Annotated in this window: 21 protein-coding genes; 19 read left to right on the plus strand and 2 right to left on the minus strand. The window is 69.1% G+C overall.

The genetic code is table 11. The features are described from left to right. Complete coding sequence (locus ABT130_RS10930) at positions 1–723, minus strand: polysaccharide deacetylase family protein (RefSeq protein WP_350954697.1); 723 nt, start codon at positions 721–723, stop codon at positions 1–3. A gap of 93 nt (positions 724–816) precedes the next feature. On the opposite strand from ABT130_RS10930, the gene ABT130_RS10935 reads away from it, so the two are divergent. From ABT130_RS10935 to ABT130_RS11010, 16 genes are all read left to right on the plus strand, one after another. Continuing rightward, positions 817–1,701 carry a glycosyltransferase family 2 protein gene (locus ABT130_RS10935; protein ID WP_350954699.1) on the plus strand — a complete coding sequence of 295 codons (885 nt, stop codon included), beginning with the start codon at positions 817–819 and terminating at the stop codon, positions 1,699–1,701. A gap of 128 nt (positions 1,702–1,829) precedes the next feature. After that, the gene (locus ABT130_RS10940; protein WP_350954701.1) at positions 1,830–3,998 is read left to right on the plus strand and encodes a hypothetical protein; all 2,169 of its coding nucleotides are present in this window, start codon (positions 1,830–1,832) and stop codon (positions 3,996–3,998) included. 113 nt (positions 3,999–4,111) lie between these two features. Further along, on the plus strand, positions 4,112–4,492 hold the full coding sequence (locus ABT130_RS10945) for a hypothetical protein (protein ID WP_350924678.1): 381 nt from the start codon (positions 4,112–4,114) through the stop codon (positions 4,490–4,492). Positions 4,493–4,712: 220 nt separating this feature from the next. Next, entirely contained in the window at positions 4,713–5,978 is a 1,266-nt protein-coding gene (glyA, locus tag ABT130_RS10950) for a serine hydroxymethyltransferase (RefSeq protein ID WP_350954703.1), read from the plus strand. Between the two features lie 57 nt (positions 5,979–6,035). After that, on the plus strand, positions 6,036–7,418 hold the full coding sequence (locus ABT130_RS10955; RefSeq protein WP_350954705.1) for a glycosyltransferase family 4 protein: 1,383 nt from the start codon (positions 6,036–6,038) through the stop codon (positions 7,416–7,418). Positions 7,419–7,570: 152 nt separating this feature from the next. Then, positions 7,571–7,996 carry a Cg1360 family ATP-synthase-associated protein gene (locus ABT130_RS10960; protein ID WP_350924685.1) on the plus strand — a complete coding sequence of 142 codons (426 nt, stop codon included), beginning with the start codon at positions 7,571–7,573 and terminating at the stop codon, positions 7,994–7,996. Between the two features lie 71 nt (positions 7,997–8,067). Next, positions 8,068–8,283, plus strand: coding sequence for an AtpZ/AtpI family protein (locus tag ABT130_RS10965; RefSeq protein ID WP_343975662.1), 216 nt, complete (start codon positions 8,068–8,070; stop codon positions 8,281–8,283). Positions 8,284–8,350: 67 nt separating this feature from the next. Further along, positions 8,351–9,139 (plus strand): F0F1 ATP synthase subunit A, encoded by a 789-nt coding sequence (atpB, locus tag ABT130_RS10970; RefSeq protein ID WP_350924687.1) that lies wholly within the window; start codon positions 8,351–8,353, stop codon positions 9,137–9,139. A 65-nt stretch (positions 9,140–9,204) separates the two neighbouring features. Continuing rightward, a complete protein-coding gene (gene atpE / locus ABT130_RS10975; protein ID WP_343975656.1) occupies positions 9,205–9,426 on the plus strand; it encodes an ATP synthase F0 subunit C in 222 nt (73 codons plus the stop codon). A 30-nt stretch (positions 9,427–9,456) separates the two neighbouring features. After that, complete coding sequence (locus tag ABT130_RS10980) at positions 9,457–10,005, plus strand: F0F1 ATP synthase subunit B (protein ID WP_350924690.1); 549 nt, start codon at positions 9,457–9,459, stop codon at positions 10,003–10,005. Next, positions 10,005–10,814 carry a F0F1 ATP synthase subunit delta gene (locus ABT130_RS10985; protein ID WP_350954707.1) on the plus strand — a complete coding sequence of 270 codons (810 nt, stop codon included), beginning with the start codon at positions 10,005–10,007 and terminating at the stop codon, positions 10,812–10,814. Before ABT130_RS10980 ends, ABT130_RS10985 begins: the two co-directional genes overlap by 1 nt. A gap of 23 nt (positions 10,815–10,837) precedes the next feature. Further along, positions 10,838–12,487, plus strand: coding sequence for a F0F1 ATP synthase subunit alpha (atpA, locus tag ABT130_RS10990; RefSeq protein WP_350954709.1), 1,650 nt, complete (start codon positions 10,838–10,840; stop codon positions 12,485–12,487). Between the two features lie 3 nt (positions 12,488–12,490). Then, a complete protein-coding gene (locus ABT130_RS10995; RefSeq protein ID WP_350924696.1) occupies positions 12,491–13,393 on the plus strand; it encodes a F0F1 ATP synthase subunit gamma in 903 nt (300 codons plus the stop codon). A gap of 1 nt (position 13,394) precedes the next feature. Beyond that, positions 13,395–14,822, plus strand: coding sequence for a F0F1 ATP synthase subunit beta (gene atpD, locus ABT130_RS11000; RefSeq protein WP_350924698.1), 1,428 nt, complete (start codon positions 13,395–13,397; stop codon positions 14,820–14,822). Between the two features lie 68 nt (positions 14,823–14,890). Then, a complete protein-coding gene (locus tag ABT130_RS11005) occupies positions 14,891–15,310 on the plus strand; it encodes a F0F1 ATP synthase subunit epsilon (protein ID WP_350924700.1) in 420 nt (139 codons plus the stop codon). 44 nt (positions 15,311–15,354) lie between these two features. Continuing rightward, entirely contained in the window at positions 15,355–15,768 is a 414-nt protein-coding gene (locus tag ABT130_RS11010; protein ID WP_350924702.1) for a DUF2550 domain-containing protein, read from the plus strand. A gap of 34 nt (positions 15,769–15,802) precedes the next feature. Here ABT130_RS11010 and ABT130_RS11015 read toward each other — a convergent pair whose 3' ends face one another. Further along, the gene (locus tag ABT130_RS11015) at positions 15,803–16,393 is read right to left on the minus strand and encodes a cob(I)yrinic acid a,c-diamide adenosyltransferase (RefSeq protein WP_350924704.1); all 591 of its coding nucleotides are present in this window, start codon (positions 16,391–16,393) and stop codon (positions 15,803–15,805) included. 67 nt (positions 16,394–16,460) lie between these two features. On the opposite strand from ABT130_RS11015, the gene ABT130_RS11020 reads away from it, so the two are divergent. From ABT130_RS11020 to ABT130_RS11030, 3 genes are all read left to right on the plus strand, one after another. Beyond that, positions 16,461–19,613, plus strand: a complete 3,153-nt coding sequence (locus ABT130_RS11020) for a S41 family peptidase (RefSeq protein WP_350954711.1) — start codon at positions 16,461–16,463, stop codon at positions 19,611–19,613. A 94-nt stretch (positions 19,614–19,707) separates the two neighbouring features. Continuing rightward, entirely contained in the window at positions 19,708–20,766 is a 1,059-nt protein-coding gene (locus ABT130_RS11025) for an ABC transporter ATP-binding protein (RefSeq protein ID WP_350924708.1), read from the plus strand. A gap of 2 nt (positions 20,767–20,768) precedes the next feature. Further along, entirely contained in the window at positions 20,769–21,566 is a 798-nt protein-coding gene (locus ABT130_RS11030; protein WP_350954713.1) for an ABC transporter permease, read from the plus strand. The last annotated feature ends 59 nt before the right edge of the window (positions 21,567–21,625 follow it).

The following is a 21,625-nucleotide window of genomic DNA, read 5'->3' on the forward strand; positions in this document are numbered from 1 at the left end:
TTAGCGGTGAGCCTGGAGATCGATACCGAAGCGGTCCTTGAGAATGCCTCGAATGTTGGGGTAGGTCTTGTTCATCCGATGCGCCAGCACCCGGCCGTGCAACCCCGCGGATCTCGTCTCGTCGAAGGGCTCGATGCGCGGCATCGCGAACAGACCCGCGTGCTCGGTGTGCCAGAGGGCGCAGGCGTAGCCGAACCCCGCCTCCGCGACCGCCTCCACCTCGCGGGCGCCGTGCTGCCCGTACGGGTAGCAGAAGCCGCCGACCTCCTCACCGGTCAGGTCCTCCAGCATCGTCCTGCTCGTCACGAGTTCCTCGGCCAGCCGCCGGTCGCCGTCCACGGTCGGCAGCCGGGGATGGGTCAGCGAGTGCGAGCCGATCTCCATACCCGCGGCGGCCACCTCGCGAAGCTGCTCGCGGGTCATCACGTCCCGGGGGACTCCGGGGTCCCAGGAACTGTCGCCGCCCACGTGGCCCGCGACGACGAACACCGTGGCGGTGAAGCCGTACTCCGCCAGGGTGGGCACGACGGTCGTGGCGAAGTCGGCGTAACCGTCGTCGAAGGTAAGCCCGACCAGTCCGGCGGCCTGGCCCCTGGCCTCGGCGGCGCGCAGCTCACGCATCGTGACCCCGCGCAGCCCGCGGTCGCGCAGCCAGCGCATGTGGCGCTGGAAGCTGGCCGGAGAGACCGTGATCCGGAGCGGGTCCCGACTGAATTCGGCCACGGAATGATAAACCCACACCATCGGCGATTTGTTCACGTGAATCATCCCGGGAGGCTCCAATCGCATCTCTTTGCGCTGGCCTACCATATCGGCGTGAATTCCACTCCACGGGTCGCTCTGGTCGTCACGACGATCGGTCGGCCCGAGACCCTCGACCGCCTGCTCCGCTCGGTGCTTGAGCAGAGCCTCCCGGCCACCGAGATGATCGTCGTCGACCAGAGCGGCGGAACGGGGACCGCGGAGGTCGTCGAGCGCTGGCGGGAACGGCTGCCGGTCCGGCGGGTGAGCACGCCGCGAGGGCTGTCCGCGGGGCGCAACGCCGGGGTGGCGGCGCTCGGGGACTACGACATCGTGGGCTTCCCCGACGACGACACCTGGTACGCCCCCGACACCCTGGCCAGGGTGTGCGAGGCGATCGGCGGGCACGGGGTCGTCTCCGGCATGCTGCTCGACGCGGCGGGGCAGCCGACCCAGCTGGCCTTCGGCGCCGAGTCGGCCGTCCTCGACGGCGCCACCGTGTGGTCCCAGGCCATCGAGGCGACCTGTTTCTACACGGCGGCCTTCATGGGGGCGGTGGGCTCCTTCGACGAGGGGCTCGGAGCGGGCTGCCCGACGCCCTGGCAGTCGGGAGAGGGCACCGATCTGCTCCTGCGCGGGCTGCGGGACGGCTGGTCGATCGCCTACCACCCACGCGTCATCGTCTACGAGGACAACCCCTTCGTTCCCGCGGCCGGTACCAGAGAGTTCCGCCGCAGGGCACGCCACGTCGCGCGGGGGACGGGCAGGGTGTACCGCAGGCACCACGGCTGGGGGGCCCGGCTCAGGGTGCTGGCCAGACCGCTCGGCGGCGCGCTGCTGAGCGCCGCCCGCGCACGTTGGGCGGACGCGGGCTGGCACCTGCAGCGCCTGATCGGACGGTTGGAGGGCATCACGGGAATCCTGCTTCCCGTCCGGCGCCACGTCCACTCCAGGACGTGATCTCCTGAGGGTTCCCGCGCCCGGCGCCGCGCGGCCCATGTCCATGATCCATGCCATCTGATTATCACCGTGACGCGGGGCGCTCTCCCCGGTACCTTGAAGTGGGCCGACACTTCCGGGAGACGTCCATGGGCAAGTTCGAAGGAATGGACCCCAAGCTGGTCCGCGACCTGTTGTCCGAGGTGCGGCGGGCGGCCGATCAGATGCGGAACGTCGAGGGCAAGGTCACCCAGCTGATGAGCGGGGCCGGCCTGTCCTCGCAGTCGACCCACAGACCCGTCCAGATCGCCGACGCGTGCGACGTGATGGTCCGTGACGTCTCCGCTCGCGTGGCGTTGCTGGAGAAGAGGATCAACCAGAACGCGACGGCACCTCCCGCCGAGCCCAAGACCGGGGACACGAAGCCTGACAGCGGCACGGCGGGCGACGACGCGAAGCCCGAGACCCCGAAGGCCGACGGCCTCGAACCGGCGGTCGGAGCGGACGACAAGCCCCGCGTCGGTGACCAGTCGGCCGGGAGCACCCAGCGTGACGATCCGAAGGACTCCCCCAAGCCGGAGCCTCCGAAGGGCGACGAGACCAAGCCCGAGACGGGCTCGAAGGGTGACGAGGGCAAGCCGGAGGCGGGCTCGAAGGGTGACGAGACCTCCCCGAGGGACGGTTCGAAGGAGACGCCGAAGCCGGAGGCGTCCGGGGCCGACGACCGGAAGCCGGACACGGGTTCGAAGGCTGACGAGACCTCTCCGCGCGAGGGAGACTCCCCCAAGGAGAACGTCAAGCCGGTTGACACCGCACCGCGCGAGACCCCGAAGCCGGATGCCACGCCCACGCCCACGCCGGAGGCGCCCAGGGCTGAGGATTCGCCGCGTGAGGCGCCGAAACCGGATCCCACGCCGGAGGCGCCCAGGGCTGAGGATTCGCCGCGTGAGGCGCCGAAACCGGATCCCACGCCGGAGGCGCCCAGGGCTGAGGATTCGCGGCCGGAGACGCCGAGGGTCGAGGATTTGAAACCCGCGGTTCCCGGGCCCGGTGAGGGGCCTCAGGACGGGGGACGGCCGGTTGACGACGTGCCACGCCAGACGCCCGAGGCCCCCGGCCCGGATGCCACCCCCGTGCCGGAGATGCCCAGAGCCGATGACACGCAGCCGGAGATCGTCAATGTGAACGACACGATGCCCGGCGGGGAGGATTCCGACGCCAAGGGTGACTCCGGTTCCAAGGGTGACGAGACGACGCCGCGGGGGGATGGCTCCGTGGGTGGCGCGCCGGTGAACGATTCCGACGCCAAGGGTGACTCCGGTTCCAAGGGTGACGAGACGACGCCGCGGGGGGATGGCTCCGTGGGTGGCGCGCCGGTTGACGATCCCGACGCCAAGGGCGACTCCGGCTCCAAGGGCGACGAGCGCTCGCCCAGGCAGGAGGGCGGCACGTCCGGCAACGACATTCTCGACAGTTACCGGAAGGACCATCCCGACGACATCGACCAGAGCGGCGATCAGCGGGCGAAGGTCGTGGAGGTCGACGGTGTGAAGGTACTCCAGATCCCGCTCGACTCGCCCACGGCGGCCGAGGTCGACGAGTTGCTGAAGAACATCGAGGACATTCCGCCGCTGGAGATGCCTACGGTCGACAACGTCTCCGCCACGGCGGGGCAGCCGGGCTGGGTCGAGCCGCACGGCCCGCTCGATTCGGCCAAGCCCGACTATCCGCTCCTCGACACCGCGGGACCCACCACCGACCAGACCGTCCAGCCGCCGGGCACGGGGGGCGACGCCACCCCCGAACCCGCCGGTACGACCTCCGGTGAGGCGGCTGTTCAGCCGCAGGCCACGACCTCCGCCGTACCCGCCGTCCAGACGGCGGGTACGGCCTCCGGTGAGGCGGCCTCGCAGCCCGCCGTGGTGCCGCGGGGAGACGCCGGCACGCCGTCCATCGGCGACGCGGTCTTCAGCGAGGCGCGAGGGGCGGAGGATGCCGCAGGGGGCTCGGGGCAGTCGGCGTGGACGGCTCCCGGGGGGGTGGCCGCCGCACCGGACGGTTCGGTCGCCCGGTGGGCCGGCGGCGGCGACGTCGTCACCGCGGAGGCGAGCCCTCTCGATCTGGACGCCCTCAGGACGCTCGCCGACAACGCCCGGGAGATCGAGCCGCTGGAGATGCCCGGCGTGCGGGTGCCGGAAGGGGAGACCTGGGGCGAGGGGGCCTGGGTGCCCATGGACATCGGGCCCGACGGACCGGCGGGCGACGTGGAGCCGGGGAATCCGCTGCGGCCGATCCCGCCTCCGGGAGGCGGGCAGTGAGCGGGGGCGGGGATCATGTCGGCGAGTCCGACTCCCGAGCCGGTCAGCACCGTTACGGCGTCGGGCAGTGAGCGGGGGGCAGGGACTGTGTCAGCGAGGGTGAGGAGCCTGTGATGTTCGTGGATCCACCCGCACCGCAGCCGCTGCAGCCGGGGGAGACCCCGCCGGCCTCGGGCGGCGGCGGTCTGCCGTCCTCGGACGCCGCCACAGCGTGGGAGTTCAACCCCGAATACCAGCGGCTGGTCATGATGTGGCGGCAGGTGCTTCCCGCACTCGACACGCTGACCGCCAGTCTGGACAAGGCCTACCAGCTCGCCAGGAGCAGGGACGTCTGGGACGCCCCGGTCTCCGGCCGCTACGTCGAGGACATGACGGAGTGGCGCACCCGTCTCGGCCTCTACCGGCAGGCGATCCTGACCTCGATCAGCGACCAGGCGGCCGACACGCCGAGATGGGTGCCGGTGGGAGCCGGGGCCCCGCACGCCTTCTCCTGACGTCCTTCCCGGCTCGGCGTCGCCGGCCGGGTCCTTTGGTGCGAGGCCCGTGGGCCGGGCGGTTTTCGAAGCCTCCCGGGGGGACGACCCCAGGGGCCTTCCCGTGGCGTGCGTTTCCGCACGGAGACACGCCTTCCCGTGGCGACACCTCTCTGACCTGGGATAACCGGGGTAGCCGGGCTTACAGTGGGGGTGAGTTGTCATCTTCGGGATGTGAGCCATGGGCGCAGAGCCGTACTACGGGCCAGATTTCGGCCTACTGCAGCGCGAGGATCCGGAGATCGCCCGTGTGCTCCTCGACGAGCTCGACAGGCTCCGCGGCGGCGTCCAGCTGATCGCGAGTGAGAATTTCGCCTCGCCCGCCGTGCTCGCCGCGCTCGGCTCGACGCTCACCAACAAGTACGCGGAGGGCTACCCCGGCAGGCGCTACTACGCCGGATGCGAGGTCGTCGACCGGGCCGAGCAGCTCGCGATCGACCGGGCCAAGCGGCTGTTCGGCGCCGATCATGTCAACGTGCAGCCCCACTCCGGCGCCTCGGCGAATCTGGCGGCCTACGCGGCACTGCTCCAGCCGGGCGACACGGTGCTGGCGATGGCGCTGTCGCACGGCGGCCACCTCACGCACGGTTCCAAGGTCAACTTCTCCGGCCGCTGGTTCGACGTCGTGGCGTACGGCGTGCGCAGGGACACCGAACTGATCGACTATGACGAGGTCAGGGACCTGGCGTTGCAGCATCAGCCCAAAATGATCATATGTGGTGCCACCGCCTATTCCCGAAAGATCGACTTCGCGGCCTTCCGGGGGATCGCCGATGAGGTGGGCGCCTGGCTGCTCGCCGACGTCGCGCACACCATCGGGCTGATGGCCGGGAACGCCCTGCCGTCCGCCGTGCCGTACGCGGACGTGGTGACCTTCACCACGCACAAGGCGCTGCGCGGCCCGAGAGGGGGCGGGATCATGTGCACCCGGGAGCTGGCCCCCAGGGTCGACCGCGCGGTCTTCCCCTTCGTGCAGGGCGGCCCGCTCATGCACGCGGTGGCGGCCAAGGCCGTGGCGTTCGGCGAGGCGCTGCGCCCCGAGTTCGCGCGGTACGCGCGGCAGGTGGTGGCCAACGCCCAGGTACTGGCCGACGCCCTGGCCGCCGAGGGGATGCGGCCCGTCTCCGGCGGCACCGACAGCCATCTGGCGCTGATCGACCTGCGGGACGTCGGGGTCTCCGGCGCGGTGGCCGAGCAGCGGTGTGGCGCGGCCGGGATCACGCTGAACCGCAACGCGATCCCCTACGATCCGGAGCCGGCCACGGTGACGTCCGGGATCCGGGTGGGCACCCCCTGCGTCACGACCCAGGGAATGGGGGCCGAGGAGATGAAGACGGTGGCCTCGATGGTGGCACAGGCCATCCGCAACCCCGACGCAGTGGGTGAAATACGGGAGCGCGTCGCGGCGCTGACGAGCCTCCATCAGATATATCCCAGCGAACTATGAGCTGTTCTGTGGCGTTTTCCGGTCACAGGTGGCCGGACTATCCGCGAAACTGGTTCCGTGCGCGAATACCTACTCATGGCGCTCGTCGCGGCCGCGGTGACATACCTGCTGGTCCCACTGGTCCGCGTTTTCGCCGTCCGTATCGGTGCCATGCCCGAGGTCCGCGACCGTGACGTGCACACCACGCCGACGCCCAGACTCGGTGGCCTGGCGATGTACGGCGGTCTCGTCGCCGGTCTGCTGATCGCCGGCGAGCTGCCCTACGCCGGGGGCAAGCTGGCGGCCGAGGGCCAGGGCAAGACGGTGATCGCGCTGATCGCCGCGGGAGGGCTGATCACGCTGACCGGCTTTCTGGACGACTGGCTGGGGATGGACGCCCTCGTCAAGCTCGCCGGGCAGATCGGCGCGGCGGGCGTGCTCGTCGCCTTCGGCGTCAGCCTGCCGTGGCTCCCGCTGCCCACGGCGCTGGGCGGGCAGACCATTCTCGACTCCACGCTGAGCCCGCTGATCACGATCCTGATCGTGGTCGTCATGATCAACGCCGTCAACTTCGTCGACGGGCTCGACGGTCTGGCCGCCGGGATCGTGGGCATCGCCGCGATGGCCACATGGACGTACTCGGTGGCCCTGTCGAAGGACTACGGCAACACCAGCATCAACGTGACGGCGGTCATCGCCTCGGTGCTCATCGGGATCTGCCTGGGCTTCCTGCCGCACAACTTCCACCCGGCGAAGATCTTCATGGGGGACACCGGGGCGATGCTGATCGGCCTGGTCCTCGCCTCCACGATGATCCTGGTGACGCCGCTCGACTCCAGCAGCATCAACCGCTTCCCCGTCATCCTCCCCCTGCTCGTGCCGGTCGCGATCCTGGTGCTTCCGCTGCTCGATCTGATCATGGCGGTGGTCCGGCGCACGTCCAACGGCCTGTCGCCGTTCGCGCCCGACCGAGGGCATCTCCACCACCGCCTGCTGGACATCGGACACTCACACCGCCGCAGCGTCATGATCATGTACGCCTGGACCTTCCTGTTCGCCTTCGCGGTCGTGGCACTGTCCATCGAGGGTGTCCCGCTCATCCTGTTCCCGCTGACCGTGCTGCTCGCCATCGGCGTGCTGGTGATGATGGCGCTGCCCCGCTGGCGGGCCCGCCGCGACGTCGGCGGGTCCGGAGGGCAGGGCCCGACCGGCACCGCCGGGCCCGCCGGGCCCGCGGCTCCCACGGGATTCAGCGGCCCCCCCGAGGGGCCGGGGCGGCAGGTGCGACCGGGCGAGCCGCAGGCCCGGGTCCGGCCCCACCCCTACCCCTCGGAGACGCCGGGGCCCCGTCCGGCCGTCAGCGGCGACGACGGTGACGGCACGGCCACGCTCTCGGCGCTGCCCGGCCTGTCACTCACCGCTCCCCGGCAAGGTTTCTCAAACCCTGAGACGCGGCGTTGAGCGGTCCATCTCAGCTGCTTGATCGTTCACTTGAAACGGCAGGTAAAGGCGCTCTTCCATGAGCTTGTGATAGCTTTCACTAACGGATCCATGGTTCAGCTGGATCTTCGAGGTAGCAATCGCTCGCTTGATAACAGTCACTGGGAGTGCCGATGCAGGCCAATGACGTGCGCGTCCTCAAAGGGGCCGTGATACCCACCGCCGCCGCGGGTGCGGTCGTCATCCTCACGGCGGCTCTGCTCTCCGGTGCCAAGGGGGCACTGGGGGCCGCGATCGGCCTCCTGGTGGTGGCGGTCTTCTTCACGGTCAGCCTGGTCGCGGTCTCCTCCGCGAGCCGGGTCTCTCCCGTTGTGATGATGGTCACCGCGGTCGCCACCTACGCGGTGAAGGTCCTGATCATCATGGCGCTCCTCAAGGTGTTCGAGAGCGCCACGGCGTTCGAGCCGCGTGCCTTCGGCTGGTCGGCGATCATCTGCACCGTCGTCTGGACGGCCGGCGAGATGCGGGGCTTCGTGAAGACGAAGATGCTCTACGTCGACCCGGGTGCCGCTGTCCCTGGACAGGGTGGCCCCCGATGAGGCGTATCATGACCGGGCGGCGGGACCCGATATGACTAGTCATCTCCCCGGCTGCTATTGTCATGCCCGCAATGAGCGAACAAGAACGCAGGCCCGAGAGCGATGGCCGCGACTTCGCCAACGCTGCCTGGTCGGTTCCCAGCTACATTCTCTCCGGGATCATCCTGTACGGCGGCGGCGGTTGGTTGCTGAGCCGTTGGACTGGCGTGGCCGTGTTCACACCGATCGGAGTGATCGTCGGTGTCGTTCTCGCCATCTACCTGGTCTACCGGAAATACGGTCGCTGACCTCGCGCGGCGGTCGCTTCGCTGAGGAAGCAGTCTTGATCCACTACCACGTTGAAGGGAACGCCGCGTGAAGGCGCTGACGGTCCTCGCCGCCGACGAGTTCAAGGCCCCGGGGCTTGAGCTGTTCGATCTCCCCCCGATCATTCCCGGCGTCACCTGGTTCACCAAGCCGGTGCTGCTCGCCCTGCTGAGCTCGCTCGTGGTCATAGCCTTCTGCTGGTCGGCCTTCGCCAACCCGAAGCTGGTGCCCCGGGGCATCCAGAACATCGGTGAGTACGGTTACATGTTCGTCCGCGATCAGGTAGCCCGTCCCTTTCTGGGCAAGGACGCCGACCGCTGGATGGGCCTGCTGCTGAGCCTGTTCTTCCTGGTCTGGATCTGGAACCTGATGGGGGTCGTCCCCTTCCTGCAGTTCCCGATCGCCTCGCACATCGCCTTCCCGATCGTGCTGGCGGTAAGCGTCTACGTGCTGAAGATCTACCTGGGCATGAAGCACCAGGGAGGGCTCGGCTACTTCAAGAACATGATGTTCCCCCCCGGCCTGCCCAAGCCGATCTACGTGCTGCTCGCGCCGATCGAGTTCCTCTCCAACATGATCGTGGCGCCGTTCACCCACGCGGTGCGACTCTTCGCCAACATGTTCGCGGGCCACATCATCCTGGCCTTCTTCAGCGCCGTTGGTTTCTGGTTCCTCTTCGAGCAGCTCACGCCGCTCGGCGCCCCGGTCGGTGTCGTCGCCGTCATCATGACGATCGCGATGACCGCGTTCGAGATGTTCATCCAGTTCCTGCAGGCCTTCCTGTTCGCGCTGCTCGCCGCGATGTACATCGGCGGCTCGCTGCACGCCGAGCACTAAGACCCTTCTCCTCCAGTTCAGACCGGTGAGACCCGTTCACCGGCCATCTTGTAAAGGAAACAGCAATGAGCATCCTCGCTGAGGTCACCGGCAACATCGGCTCCATCGGTTACGGGCTCGCCACGCTTGGCCCCGGCATCGGTGTCGGTCTCATCTTCGGTAACGGTCTGCAGGCCATCGCCCGCCAGCCCGAGACCTACGGTCTGATCCGCCAGAACATGCTGCTGGGCTTCGTGCTCGTCGAGGCGCTGGCCCTGATCGGCCTTGTCGCGCCGTTCATCTACTGATCGAAGACACCCTGACGGAAGGCTGCATCGATGACTACCGCAGCTAAGCTCCTGGCGGCCGAGGGCGGCACCAGCCCGATCATGCCGCACCTCTACGAGCTGGTCGTCGGCGGTTTCGCGTTCTTCGTCGTCCTCTTCGTCGTCGGTAAGATCCTCACCCCGCGAATCCAGAAGACCCTGGCCGAGCGGACCGATGCGATCGAAGGCGGCATCAAGCGAGCCGAGGACGCCCAGGCCGAGGCCCAGGCGCTGCTCAAGCAGTACAAGGACCAGCTCGCCGAGGCTCGTCACGAGGCTTCCCGCCTCCGTGAGGAAGCTCGCGAGCAGGGTGCGCAGATCAAGGCCGAGCTCCGCGAGGAGGCGCAGGCCGAGGCCCGCCGTCTCGTCGAGGCCGCGCACCTGCAGATCGAGGCCGACCGTCAGCAGGCGTTCGCCCAGCTCCGCGCGGAGCTCGGTCGTCTGTCGATCGATCTGGCCGGTCGTATCGTCGGCGAGTCCCTTGAGGACGAGGCGCGCCAGCGCCGCACCGTGGACCGGTTCCTTGAGGAGCTCGAGTCGAGCAGCGCGGCGGTCCGCTGATGAGAGGTCTGAGCAGGGCTTCGCTGGCCGAGGTCGAAGAGCGCTTCAACGCCGTCGCGGGAAGCGCCGACCTCGGCACGCTGGCCGACGAGCTCTTCTCGGTCGCCGACCTGTTCGACCGTGAGCACGGGCTCCGCCGCAACCTCTCCGACCCCGCCCGGCCCGCGGCCCAGAAGGCGCAGGTCATACGGGTGCTGCTGGAGGGCAAGGTCAGCGATGCCGCGCTGGAGACGGTCGCCGCGGCCGTGTCCGCGCGGTGGGCCCGCTCCGGCGACCTGGCCGACGCCCTTGAGCGTCTCGGTGTCATCGCGGCCTCCGCGGAGGCCGAGGCACAGGGCAGGCTCGACGATGTCGAGGACGAGCTGTTCAGGTTCGGGCGCATCGTCGCCTCGAACCTGGAACTGCACCGGACCCTGACCTCCACGGCGGCACCGGAGCAGGCCAAGCGGGAACTGCTGGGCTCCCTGCTCGCCAGCAAGGTCGCCTCCACCACTCTCCGCCTGGTCACGCAGCTCGTGGTACACCCGCGAGGACGTAGCCTGGACAGTGGCCTTGAGGAGTTCGGAAAGCTGGTCGCCGCCCAGCGGCAGCGCCTCGTCGCGGTGGTGCGGAGCGCCATCGTGCTCTCAGAGGAGCAGAAGCAGCGTCTCGCCACGTGGCTGCGCACCTCGTACGGCCGCGACGTTCATCTGAACGTCGAGGTGGATCCGCGGGTGCTGGGAGGGTTCTCGGTGCACATCGGGGACGATCTCATCGACACCACCATCGCGGGACGAATCGAAGAAGTCCGCCGCCGGTTGGCCGGCTAGGCGAATAGGGAGACTGAAGAGAGATGGCGGAGCTTACGATCCGGCCGGACGAGATCCGGGACGCACTTGAGCGCTTCGTCCAGGCGTACGAGCCGGAAGGCGCCGCGCGTGAGGAGATCGGGACCGTCGTCGACTGCGGCGACGGTATCGCCCATGTCTCCGGCCTTCCCTCGGCGATGGCGAACGAGCTGCTTGAGTTCGAGGACGGCACGCGTGGCCTGGCACTGAACCTGGACGTCCGGGAGATCGGTGTCGTTGTTCTGGGCGACTTCAGCAAGATCGAGGAGGGCCAGTCGGTCCGCCGGACGGGCGAGGTCCTGTCCGTGCCGGTCGGCGACGGCTTCCTCGGCCGAGTGGTCGACCCGCTGGGCATCCCGCTGGACGGCAAGGGTGCCATCGAGTCCGAGGGTGTTCGTCCCCTCGAGGTTCAGGCGCCTTCCGTCGTGCAGCGCCAGCCGGTGAAGGAGCCCCTCGCCACCGGCATCAAGGCGATCGACGCGATGACCGCGATCGGCCGTGGCCAGCGCCAGCTGATCATCGGTGACCGTGGCACCGGCAAGACCGCGATCGCCGTGGACACCATCCTCAACCAGCGGGAGAACTGGCTCTCCGGCGACCCGGACAAGCAGGTCCGCTGCGTCTACGTCGCGGTCGGCCAGAAGGGTTCCACGATCGCCCAGGTCAAGGCTCGCCTTGAGGAGGCGGGCGCGCTGGAGTACACCACCATCGTCGCCTCTCCGGCGTCCGACCCGGCCGGTTACAAGTACCTCGCCCCCTACACCGGTTCGGCCATCGGCCAGCACTGGATGTACCAGGGCAAGCACGTTCTCATCGTTTTCGACGACCTGACCAAGCAGGCCGACGCCTACCGCGCGGTCTCCCTGCTGCTCCGTCGTCCGCCGGGCCGTGAGGCCTACCCCGGTGACGTCTTCTACCTGCACTCCCGCCTCCTGGAGCGTTGCGCGAAGCTGTCGAAGGAGATGGGTTCCGGCTCGATGACCGGTCTGCCGATCATCGAGACGAAGGGCAACGACGTCTCGGCGTTCATCCCGACCAACGTCATCTCCATCACCGACGGCCAGGTCTTCCTGGAGACGGACCTGTTCAACGCCGGTGTCCGTCCCGCCATCAACGTCGGTGTCTCGGTTTCCCGAGTCGGCGGCTCGGCCCAGACCAAGGCGATGCGGAAGGTCGCCGGCACGCTGCGCCTGTCGCTCTCCCAGTACCGTGACCTGGAGGCCTTCGCCTCCTTCGCCTCCGACCTGGACGCGGCGTCCAAGGCTCAGCTGGAGCGCGGTCAGCGCCTGGTCGAGCTGCTCAAGCAGCCGCAGTACAACCCCTTCCCGGTCGAGCGGGAGGTCGTCTCCATCTGGGCCGGCACCACCGGTGAGCTCGACGAGGTCCCGGTCGAGGACATCCGCCGCTTCGAGGCGGACTTCCTGGACTACATCGGTCGAGAGAAGAAGGGCATCTTCGACAGCATCCGCGAGACCAAGGACCTGTCCGAGGACACGGTCACCGCTCTCAAGGACGCCGTCACCGCGTTCAAGAAGACCTTCGAGACCTCCGCGGGCGAGCTGCTGGTCAACGAGGAGCCGGTCGAGGCGCTCGGCGCCGAAGAGGTCGGCCAGGAAAAGATCACCAAGCGCGTCCGTACGGCTGAGAAGAAGTAGCCGATGGGTGCCCAGCTAAGACTGCTGCGGCGGCGGATCAAGTCGGTCAAGTCAACGGCGAAGATCACGCGCGCCCAGGAGCTCATCGCTTCATCGCGTATCGTGAAGGCGCAGTTGCGGATGCAGGCGGCGGTGCCGTACGAGCGCGAGATCACTCGCGCCGTGACGGGCGTCGTCAGCAACACCGCCAGCGTCGACCACCCGCTGACCGTGGAGAAGGAGCGGCCGGCCAGGGCCGCCGTGCTCATCGTCACCAGCGACAGCGGCTTCTGCGGCGGCTTCAACGCGAACATCCTGCGTGAGGCCGAGGCCCTCGGCGGTCTGCTGAAGGACAGGGGCATCGAGCCCGTGCCCTTCGTGACCGGCCGCAAGGGCGTCGCCTGGCACAGCTTCCGCGGCCGCGAGATGAGCGGGCAGTGGACGGGGTTCTCCCGTAAGCCCTCCTACTCGGACGCCAAGGAGATCGCCGGTGTGCTGATCGACTCGTTCTCGGCCGAGGACGGGGTGGACGAGATCCACATCGTCTCGACCCAGTTCGTCTCGATGCTGACGCAGGAGGTCGTGATCAAGCGAATCCTGCCGTTGGAGGTCGAGGAGACCGTCGAGCCGGTGGACAGCACGCCGTTGCCGTACTTCGAGTTCGAGCCCAGCGCGGCCGATGTTCTCGACACGCTGCTGCCGCGCTACGTGGAGTCGCGCATCTTCAGTGCGCTGCTCCAGTCGGCGGCCTCGGAAGAGGCGTCGCGTCGCCGGGCGATGAAGTCGGCGACCGACAACGCCAACGAGCTCATCCGAACGTTCACCCAGCAGATGAACCAAGCTCGCCAGGCCGAGATCACCCAGGAAATCAGCGAGATCGTCGGTGGCGCGAGCGCGCTGGCTGACTCCGCAGCGGGGAAAGAGTGAAATGACTGCACAGACTGTTGAGACCGGCGTGGGCCGCGTCGCGCGGGTCACCGGTCCCGTCGTCGACGTGGAGTTCCCCGTCGAGGCGATGCCCGAGATCTACAACGCGCTCACCACCGAGGTCACCCTCGGCGGGGAGACCAGGCTGCTGACCCTGGAGGTCGCCCAGCACCTGGGTGACAACCTGGTCCGGGCCATTTCCATGCAGCCCACCGACGGTGTGACCCGTGGCGCGGCGGTGACCGACACCGGCGCGGCCATCTCCGTACCGGTCGGCGACGTCGTCAAGGGCCACGTGTGGAGCACGCTCGGCGAGGCACTGGACGTGCCCACCGCGTCGCTCAAGATCGAGGAGCGTTGGGGCATCCACCGCCCCTCGCCCGCCTTCGACACCCTTGAGTCGCGCACCGAGATGCTGACCACCGGCATCAAGGTCATCGACCTGCTCACCCCGTACGTGCAGGGTGGCAAGATCGGCCTGTTCGGCGGCGCGGGTGTGGGCAAGACCGTTCTGATCCAGGAGATGATCCGCCGGGTCGCCCGCAACTTCGGTGGCACCTCGGTGTTCGCCGGTGTCGGCGAGCGTACCCGTGAGGGCAACGACCTCTGGCTGGAGATGGAGGAGGCGAACGTCCTCAAGGACACCGCGCTCGTCTTCGGCCAGATGGACGAGCCCCCGGGCACCCGTCTGCGCGTCGCGCTCTCCGCGCTGACCATGGCGGAGTACTTCCGTGACGTGCAGAAGCAGGACGTGCTGCTCTTCATCGACAACATCTTCCGGTTCACCCAGGCCGGCTCCGAGGTGTCCACCCTGCTCGGCCGCATGCCGTCCGCGGTGGGTTACCAGCCGACCCTGGCCGACGAGATGGGTGTTCTGCAGGAGCGCATCACCTCGACCCGCGGTCACTCGATCACCTCCATGCAGGCGATCTACGTCCCCGCGGACGACATCACCGACCCGGCCCCGCACAACGCGTTCGCGCACCTCGACGCGCAGACCGTGCTCTCGCGGCCGATCTCGGAGAAGGGCATCTACCCCGCGGTGGACCCGCTCGACTCCACCTCGCGGATCCTCGACCCGCTGATCGTGGGCGAGGAGCACTACCGCGTGGCTCAGGAGACCAAGCGGATCCTGCAGAAGTACAAGGAACTGCAGGACATCATCGCGATCCTCGGTATCGACGAGCTCTCCGAAGAGGACAAGGTCACCGTCAACCGGGCCCGTCGCATCGAGCGCTTCCTGTCCCACCCGATGTACGCCGCCGAGGCGTTCACCGGTCAGCCCGGAGAGAACGTGCCGCTGGACGAGACCATCGCCTCGTTCAAGGGTCTGTGCGCCGGCGACTACGACCACCTGCCCGAGCAGGCGTTCTTCATGGTCGGTGGCATCGACCAGGCCGTGGCCAAGGCCAAGGAACTCGCCCGCTAGTCGCCTTCGGTGCCGGTACGGTCACGCGGTCGTACCGGCACCTGGTTCGATAGGGAACTGGAGAGAAAGTGGCGAAGCTGCGAGTAGGCGTCGTCTCCCCGGAGCGGGAGATCTGGTCCGGCGAGGCCGACATGGTGATTGCCAAGACCGTCGACGGCGAGATCGGTATCATGCCTAGACACGCACCCGTGCTCGGCGTTCTCGTCGAGGGCGGGCTGCTGAAGATCAAGCGAGGTGACGGCGAGGCCGATCTCGTCGCCGCCGTCCACGGAGGATTCCTCTCGGTGGCCGACGACGAGGTGTCGATCCTGGCCGAGATCGCCGAGCTTGGTTCCGAGATCGACATCGCCCGGGCCAGAAGCGCGCTGGAGCGGGCTCAGGCCTCGGTCGAGTCCGGCCAGGAAGACGCGGACGCGGCCGCCGAGGCCGCCGCCGAGGCCAAGCGTGCCAGGGCCCGGCTGCGCGCGGCCGGAGAAGAAGTCGGATAAATTCGGCTTCTTAGCGGTAAGGGCTTGTTGGGGGGCGGGCAGACATGGTGGTGCTGGACGTACTCATCGTGGTGGGGCTGCTCGTCGCCCTCCTGGCGCTCAGGGTGCTCATCCTGACCCGCTTCCGAGGGTCGGTGCTGTGTTGCCTGCGCCCCATGTCGAGGGAGCGGGGGTGGCGGGTCGGAGTGGCCCGCTATGCCGACGGCCACCTCAACTGGATCCCGCTCATAGGTCTGCTTCCAAGGCCGCGCCACGTCATCGTGAGGCGCGGCCTTGTCGTTTCCGGCCGTCGCAAGGTCGGCTCCGGTGAGTTCTTCGGGTTCATCGAGGGGGTGACGGCGCTTGAATGCCGCAACGGGCAGAGCGCCTTCGAACTCGCCATGGGATACCGCGCACTGACCGGTTTCGTGGCCTGGCTGGAGTCCGCCCCGCCCAGCGCCCATCTCGACGTCGCCTGATCCTCCGCGCCCTGTCACCGGGCGGCGGGCCCCCTCAGCGGGTGCCGCCGGGCTTCCAGAGGATCTCGTCGCCACCTGCGGCCACCCGGCAGAGGATGAACATCAGGTCGCTCAGCCGGTTGAGGTACTTCGCGGTCAGCGGATTGACGTCGTCGTGGGCCTCCAGCGCCGACCAGACGGTCCGCTCGGCCCGCCGGACCACGGTCCTGGCGACGTGCAGCCAGGACACGGCCGGGGTGCCGCCGGGCAGGATGAAACTGCGCAGCGGCTTGAGGCGCTCGTTGAACTCGTCACAGCGCGCCTCAAGCCATTCGATGTAGGAGGGCTCGACCCGCAGCGGCGGGAACTCGGGGTTCTCCGTGATCGGGGTGCAGAGGTCGGCCCCGACGTCGAACAGCTCGTTCTGGATCCGGGTGAGAACGGCGGTGACGTCCGCCTCCAGGGACCCCGTGGCCAGTGCCACGCCGATCGCCGCGTTGGCCTCCTCGACGTCCGCGTAGGCGGCCAGGCGCGGGTCGGTCTTGCGGGTACGGCTCATGTCGCCGAGCGCGGTCGTGCCGTCGTCTCCGGTACGGGTGTAGATCTTGGAGAGCACCACCGGGTTGTCTCTGTCAGCTCGCGTCATGCCGTCCAGCTTATCGGGGGCGAAAATTGCCCCCGATTCACCTGATAGTCGACAATATGATTTGTTAATGGTTTCTGGTTTCTACCTGCGATTCCCACACCTCTCCCACGAGACACTGACGTTCGTCGCGGACGACGACGTCTGGGTGGCTCCGGCGGATGGCGGCCGGGCGTGGCGCCTCTCCGCCGACCGGGCTCCCGCGAGCCACCCCCGTCTCTCGCCTGACGGCACCAAGGTCGCCTGGACCAGCGTTCGCGACGGCGCCCCCGAGATCTACCTGGCGGATCTGGACTCCGGATCCGCCGAGCGGCTGACCTACTGGGGGAACGCGCGGACCCGCGCGCGCGGCTGGACACCGGAGGGAGAGGTCCTCGCGATCAGCGCGACCGGCCAGCCGTTCCTCTGGCAGACCTGGGCCTACGCGCTTGGCGACGGAGTCGAGCGGCTGCCGTACGGTCCGGTCAACGACCTCTCGGTCACGGAAGACGCGGTGGCACTTCTCACCGCGGCGCTCGCCCGCGATCCGGCGACCTGGAAACGCTACCGGGGCGGTACGGCGGGCCGGCTGTGGGTGCGGCGGGGAGAGGGTGACTTCACCCGGATCCTGACCGATCTGAACAGCCAACTGGCCGATCCGATGCTGGTCGGGGGACGGCTCGCCTTCCTCTCCGACCACGAGGGCGTCGGCAACCTCTACTCCTGCGAGCTGGACGGCACCGGCCTGCGCCGCCACACCGACCACGAGGCCTTCTACGCCAGGCACGCCACCACCGACGGGAGGCGGATCGTCTACCAGAACGCCGGTGACCTCTACCTCTTGGACGATCTTGACGCCGAGGCCCGCAAACTCGACGTCACGCTCGGCTCCCCGCTGCGGGGGCGGCAGCCCTACCAGGTCAACGCGGGCAGACGGCTGCACGACCTGGCCGTGGACGCCACCGGGCGGGCCAGCGTGGTGGAGGTCGCCGGGACGGTGCACTGGGTGACCCATCGGGACGGCCCGGCACGGCAGCTCAGCACCGGCCTGTCGGCGGGGCGGCCCCGCCTTCTCGGCGACGACCGGGTGGTGTGGGTCTTTGACGACGGCGAGACCCAGGGACTGGAGATCGTCCCCGCAGGGGGCGGAGAGAGCCGCAGGATCGCCGCGGGCAAGCTGGGCGAGGTCGCGGACCTGGCCGTCGCACCCGACGGGAACACGATCGCGGTGAGCGCCAGGGACGGGCGGCTGCTCCTGGTGGACGTGGCCTCCGGCGAGGTGGTGGAGCTGGCGAGGGCCGCCGGTGAGATCCAGGGCCTCGCCTGGTCGCCGGACTCCGGCTGGCTGGCCTGGTCACACCCGGACAGCGAGCATCTGCGCAGGATCAGGCTGGCCAGGGTGGCCGACCGGGTGGTGACCGATGTCACCGATGGCAGGTTCGCGGACATCTCGCCCGCGTTCGCCGGGGACCACCTGGCGTTCCTGTCGCGGCGTGGCTTCGACCCGATCTATGACGCGCACTCCTTCGACATGTCCTTCCCGCTCGGCTACCGGCCCTATCTGGTGCCGCTGGCCGCCTCCACGCCGTCCCCGTTCGCGCCCAGCTCCGCGGGGCGGCCCGTCGCCGACTCCGGTGACGACGACAAGCGGGACGAGGCCGCGGTCACCGTGGACCTGGACGGCATCTCCGCCAGGGTCGTGCGGGTGCCGGTCCCCGAGGGACGGTATTCGAACCTGCGGGCGGTCAAGGGCGGGTTTGTCTGGCTGCGCGAGCCGCTGGCGGGGGAACTCGGCGAGGACCGGGACGAGGTGGGGAGTGAGGCGCCCCGGGCGGCGCTGGACCGTTACGACCTGGACAAGCGCAAGTGGGAGGAGGTGGTCGACAAGCTCGACTGGTACCGGGTGAGCGGTGACGGCACGCAGCTCGTCGTCAGTGACAAGGGCACGCTCACGGTCCGGCCGGCCAGTGGCAAGCCGGGCGCCAAGAACGGCGACGAGACGACCGTCGACCTGTCCAGGATCCGGATCACCGGAGATCCTCAGGCCCTGCGCCGGCACGCCTACGCCCAGGCGGGCCGCCGGATGCGCGCCGACTTCTGGGTCGAGGACATGGCCGACGTCGAATGGGAGACCGTGCTGGAGGAGTACCGGCCGCTGGTGGACCGCGTCGCCACCGCCGACGACTTCGCCGACCTGCTCTGGGAGGTCGTGGGGGAGCTGGGCAGCTCGCACGCCTATGTCGACGCGGCGGCCTGGGGTTACCCGGCCTCGGAGCCGGTCGGCCTGCTCGGTGCCGATCTCTCCAGGGGAGCCGACGGCCGCTGGCAGGTGGACACGGTGTTGCCCGCCGAGTCCTCCGACGTGCACGCCCGCTCGCCGCTGGCCGGGCCCGGGGCGGCGGTCATGGAGGGAGAGACGCTGCTCGCGGTCGACGGCCGCCCGGTGCCACCGGAGGGTCCCGCCCGGCTGCTGGTCGGCGCCGCGGACAAGCCGGTCGAGCTGACCCTGGGCGGTGGCCGGAGGGTGGTCGTCACGCCGCTCGGCGACGACAGGCGCCTGCGTTACCAGCACTGGGTGGCCGGGCGCCGGGCGCGGGTCAGGGAGCTCGGCGGCGGCCGCCTCGGCTACCTGCACATCCCGGACATGGTCGCCGAGGGCTGGGCGCAGTTCCACCGCGACCTGCGCAGGGAGATGACCTTCGAGGGGCTGGTGGTGGACGTACGGGGGAATCGAGGTGGCCACACCTCCGAGCTGGTCATCGAGAGGCTGATCCGCCGGGTCATCGGCTGGGACCTGCCCAGGGGCATGACGCCGATCACCTATCCCGAGGACGCGCCGCGCGGCCCGCTGGTCGCGATCGCCAACCAGAACGCCGGATCCGACGGCGACATCGTCACCGCGGCCTTCAAGATCTACAAGCTCGGGCCGGTGGTGGGCACCCGCACCTGGGGTGGCGTCATCGGCATCGAGGGCAGCCACCGGCTGGTCGACGGGTCGCACATCACCGTGCCCAGGTACTCCTTCTGGTTCGAGGGGCTCGGCTGGGGGGTGGAGAACTACGGCGTCGATCCGGACGTCGAGATCGACATCAGCCCTGACGACTGGGCGGCGGGCAGGGATCCGCAGATCGAGGAGGCGGTACGGCTCGCGCTGGCCGCGCTGGACGAGCGCCCGGCGGCGACCCCGCCCGACGCCTCCACCCGGCCGTCCCGTCGCCGCCCCGCGCTGCCGCCCCGCCCATAGTTGACATTTGTCATCTAAAAGATCTTAAAGATCATATCTTTCCGGTGATATTGGCGACTACCTGCTCAAACGCGGGAAGACGACGATTGTCGCCATGACAACACCACAGGTGACGGATCCGCCCGGCGCCGCGACCGCCGGCCTCGACAACGTGATCGAGGTCGGCGGGCTCCGGCAGGCGTACGGCGACTTCGAGGCGGTGCGCGGCGTCTCCTTCAGCGTTCCGAGGGGCGAGCTGTTCGCCCTGCTCGGCACGAACGGCGCGGGCAAGACCACCACCGTGGAGGTCCTGGAGGGGTTCAGAGCCGCGACCGGCGGTACCGTCCGAGTGCTTGGACTCGACCCGGTCGGCCAGCGCCGCCAACTGCGGCCCCGGGTGGGGATCATGCTGCAGGAGGGAGGGTTCATCGGTGACCTCACGGTTGCCGAGACCGTCGGCCTGTGGAAGGGGCTGAGCGAGGACGCGGGCCGGCCGGTCACCCTCTCCGGCACCACAGAGCCGCCGGCGGGCTCCGGCCTGCTGGGGCGCTTTCGGGGCGTGGACCGGCAGACCATGGGCGCGCTGGAGTTGGCCGGGCTGGAGAGGAAGGCCAGGACGAAGGTCCGGCAGCTCTCCGGCGGCCAGCGGCGCAGGCTCGACCTCGCGCTGGCGGTGATCTCCCGGCCGGAGGTGCTCTTCCTGGACGAGCCGACCACCGGGATGGACCCCGAGGCGCGCCGCGCCACCTGGGAGGTGATCGAGGACCTGCGGGTGGGGGGCACCACGGTGCTGCTCACCACCCACTACCTGGAGGAGGCCGAGCGTCTCGCCGACAGGCTGGCCATCATGCACGAGGGCCTGATCCACCTGCACGGCACCGTCGAGGAGGTGGTGGCCGGGGCCGGTGACCGGGTCTCTTTCCGCCTTCCCGGCATCGCCTGGAACTTCGACGATCTCCCTCGGCTGGACGGCGCGGCCCCCGTGCTCACCTACGGCGGCGCCACGGAGGTCGCCTACACCCTGACCGTCGGGCGGCCAGAGACCCGCGCGCACGAGGCGGTCCGGCACCTCCTGGCCTGGGCCGACGTACGGGGCGAGAGCCTGGAACGGCTGGCCGTACGGCGCGGAACCCTGGAAGACGCCTTCATGCGAGTCGCCGGAGAGGTCAAGTAGTCATGAGGATCGACGTTCTGCACGCGGTACGGCTCGCCAGGCTCGACCTGACCCTGATAGGCAGGAACACCACGGTCCTGTTCAACGTACTGTTGCTGCCGTTCCTGATGGCCTGGGCGTTCACCCAGATCATCGGTGACGCGGAGATCGACGGTGTGGCCGGAAGGCTGTTCGTGCTGACCGGGGTGCCGGGGTTGATGCTGGCCTTCGCGGTCTTCGTCAACCTGGTGAACTCCTTCACCGCCCGGCGCGAGGAACTGGTGCTCAAAAGGCTGCGCGCCGGCCAGCCGTCCGGTCTGGCGATCCTCGGTGGCAGTGCTCTCGGGGCGCTGGTGCTCTATCTCGGCCAGGTGCTGCTGCTGGCCCTCTGGATCCAGCGGTCCGAGGGCGTCACGGTGGCCAACGTGCCGCTGCTCGTGACCGCCGTGGTCCTGGGGGTCCTGCTGTTCGGCCTGCTGGGCGCCGCCTTCTCGGGGATCACGCCCAACGCCGAGGTCGCCCAGGTCACGGTGCTTCCGGTGCTCCTGATCGTGCTCGTCGGCGCCCCGATCGCCTTTCCCTCCGACGCGCTGCCCGGCACGCTGGGCACCGTCTCCGCCCTGCTCCCGGCGACCCCGGTCGTGGAGATCGTACGCACCGCCTTCCTGGGCGGGGACCACGTCTCCGGCGGTGGGGAGGCGTTGAGCACGGCTGGGCAGTGGGCGGCCGCACTGCCCTCACTGGCGATGCTGCTGGCCTGGATCGCGGTGGCGGGGCTGCTGGCCCGGTGGCTGTTCCGCTGGGAGCCCCGGCGCGGATAGCGTTGATTACGAAATGTCATCCGAAACTAGCCGGAAAGGGATGAGGCATCTCGGACGCC

This window comes from Streptosporangium sp. NPDC001681 (assembly GCF_040298085.1).
Classification (GTDB): Bacteria; Actinomycetota; Actinomycetes; order Streptosporangiales; family Streptosporangiaceae; genus Streptosporangium.